The sequence below is a fragment of the Ruminococcus sp. CAG:57 genome (assembly GCF_000435935.1).
Taxonomy (GTDB): domain Bacteria; phylum Bacillota; class Clostridia; order Oscillospirales; family Ruminococcaceae; genus Hominimerdicola; species Hominimerdicola aceti.
This window is the reverse complement of record NZ_FR890738.1, coordinates 1-2028: the sequence shown is the minus strand read 5'-3', so window position 1 is coordinate 2028 and position 2028 is coordinate 1. Positions and strand designations below refer to the sequence as shown.

Below are 2028 nucleotides of genomic sequence, written 5' to 3'. Positions count from 1 at the left end.
ACAAATGGCGGATACCTGAGAAAACGCTTCTTGGTCTGAGCCTGCTTGGCGGCTTTGCAGGAGGATTTCTGGGCATGGAATTTTTCCGTCACAAAACAAAACACTGGTATTTTTATATGGTGATGATAATTTCTCTTGCACTATGGGCATTTATCATATACAAGGTCATTGCAGAATAGAATATGTTCTTTAGGTAGTCGGTAACGGCTGCCTAATTTTTTTTTGCAAATTCCGGTAGAAAGCATATAAAGCAGCGTAAACTTATTTGCGAAAAATAAAGTTGATCCTGTATAATAAAACTTGACACATACAAAACAGTGCATAGTATTATACCACAAAAAAAAGACTGCTTTCTACCTTTTTTCCGGGGTAGAAAGCAGTCTTCTTTCATTGTGCGTTTTTTTACAGCGGCTTCAGTAAGTTCAGCTTCTGTTAAGATATAGTTGCTGTTGTCATTAGGAGTGATATACACCGTGATAGTTCCCAGCTTGCAATTTTCACTGATAGCACCACCAGTAATACCGAAGTTCATCGTGTCAGACGGAGCGGCTGAGCCTTCATCCAAATTCTTTATAGTGTCAAGCGCAAGTTTGTCAGTTGAGGTGCCGTCTTTAGTGAAACTGCCCTCAATATCACCCTCGGAAGCAAAATTAAACTTCGCCATAATGCCCACATTAGAGTGATTTGTAACTGTGATAGCCTTTGTGTCGCTGGTCCATTTGCCGTCTGCCTAATCGACTTGATGTGTTTCAGGATTCCAAGTCTTTTCGCCCTCGGTGTAATCGAAGGTCATATCTTCCCAAGTAATGTCGGCGGATATAGTTACAGGAGATTCCGCACCTGCCTTATATTTGCCCTGCACGTCGGCAGTGGTGTCCGCAAAGGCAGGGACCGCCATAGAAGCTGTCATTGCCAGCGACAGTATGGATATAATAACTTTTGTCATTTTTCTGCCCTCCTTATTCCGCTGTAACGGTGTAAATGCCGTTCTCATCAGGTCCGCTGACGGTGCATCCTTCTGCTAGTTGAATACCGCCATATCTGCCTGTTTCATATTCATCCGGCTTAAAGTTATATGTACCCACACCGCAGATGATCTTTGCCTCTTCTCTATAAACACTATCAAAGGAGAATTTGCCTATCCGAATATTACCCGACAGTTTTAAGGTCGGCGTACCGGTAGTAACCATAGGAACTTTAAGCGTCCCTAACGTAAAGTCGCCGGAAATAGTGACATCTTTCTTAACTTTCATTGTTCCGATAATATTATTGACTCCCTCGAATTTCCAAATGCCGCCATAGCTGGTAAAGCAATCTTTCATGATGACACAATCTCTCAAGGTCACATCTGAGTAATTATTATTGTCGCCCAACCCATTCAGAGTACAATTGTCAACGATCAGATGTTGTTCAGCTCTTCCATTCATCTGCACATAACAACCGATAGTACCGTTGCTCAGCGTCTTTCTGTTCAGATAAAACTCCAGATCTTTTCCTGACGAAAGCGTCAGCATCTCGTATGCTCCGTTAAGATCGCTGTTTAGCTTTGCCTTGCCACCATTTTCAAATACACCGCGCAGATCCTCCAAATTTTTCACCATAGTGATGTCTGAGGGATCTGACGTGTCTGAGGTGATCTTTACTGTAATAGTTCCGATCTTCTGATCTTTTGTGATCGCACCTCCGGAAATGCCAAAAGCAGTTGTGTCTGTTGGTGCGTTTTCAATTGTTGTATTCTCTGCAGAAGCAAGATCAAACTCGGTCTTGTCAAAGCTCCTTACGCAGCCCATCCACATCGGCTGCGTAAGGAGCTTGGGCTAGAAGTTCCGTCGCCTAAGGAGGAATTCGACCCGCCGTTGGGTTTCTACGAAAAGTGCAGTATTATGGACGAAATGCCTCTGGCTTACTGCGTTATCGAACTTGTATTCGATGAAGATGGTCACGGTGTTGACTTTATTTTCCGCTACTGCAACAAGGAGATGGCGGTAGTTGAGTGCCTTTGTCAATAAAAACCTGAGCCACATCGCT

Annotated in this window: 5 protein-coding genes; 2 read left to right on the top strand and 3 right to left on the bottom strand. The window is 43.4% G+C overall.

Features of this window, described 5'->3' with window-relative positions:
• Positions 1–11: 11 nt before the first annotated feature.
• Entirely contained in the window at positions 12–179 is a 168-nt protein-coding gene (locus tag QVO88_RS07035; protein ID WP_288177875.1) for a DUF1294 domain-containing protein, read from the top strand.
• A gap of 32 nt (positions 180–211) precedes the next feature.
• On the opposite strand, the gene QVO88_RS07030 is transcribed toward QVO88_RS07035, so the two are convergent.
• From QVO88_RS07030 to QVO88_RS07020, 3 genes are all read right to left on the bottom strand, one after another.
• Positions 212–664 carry a hypothetical protein gene (locus QVO88_RS07030; RefSeq protein WP_022287791.1) on the bottom strand — a complete coding sequence of 151 codons (453 nt, stop codon included), beginning with the start codon at positions 662–664 and terminating at the stop codon, positions 212–214.
• A 66-nt stretch (positions 665–730) separates the two neighbouring features.
• On the bottom strand, positions 731–946 hold the full coding sequence (locus QVO88_RS07025) for a hypothetical protein (RefSeq protein ID WP_022287790.1): 216 nt from the start codon (positions 944–946) through the stop codon (positions 731–733).
• A 13-nt stretch (positions 947–959) separates the two neighbouring features.
• On the bottom strand, positions 960–1796 hold the full coding sequence (locus QVO88_RS07020) for a hypothetical protein (protein ID WP_022287789.1): 837 nt from the start codon (positions 1794–1796) through the stop codon (positions 960–962).
• Positions 1797–1856: 60 nt separating this feature from the next.
• Here QVO88_RS07020 and QVO88_RS07015 point away from each other — a divergent pair, with 60 nt between their 5' ends.
• Entirely contained in the window at positions 1857–2009 is a 153-nt protein-coding gene (locus QVO88_RS07015; RefSeq protein WP_288177862.1) for a hypothetical protein, read from the top strand.
• Positions 2010–2028: the final 19 nt, after the last annotated feature.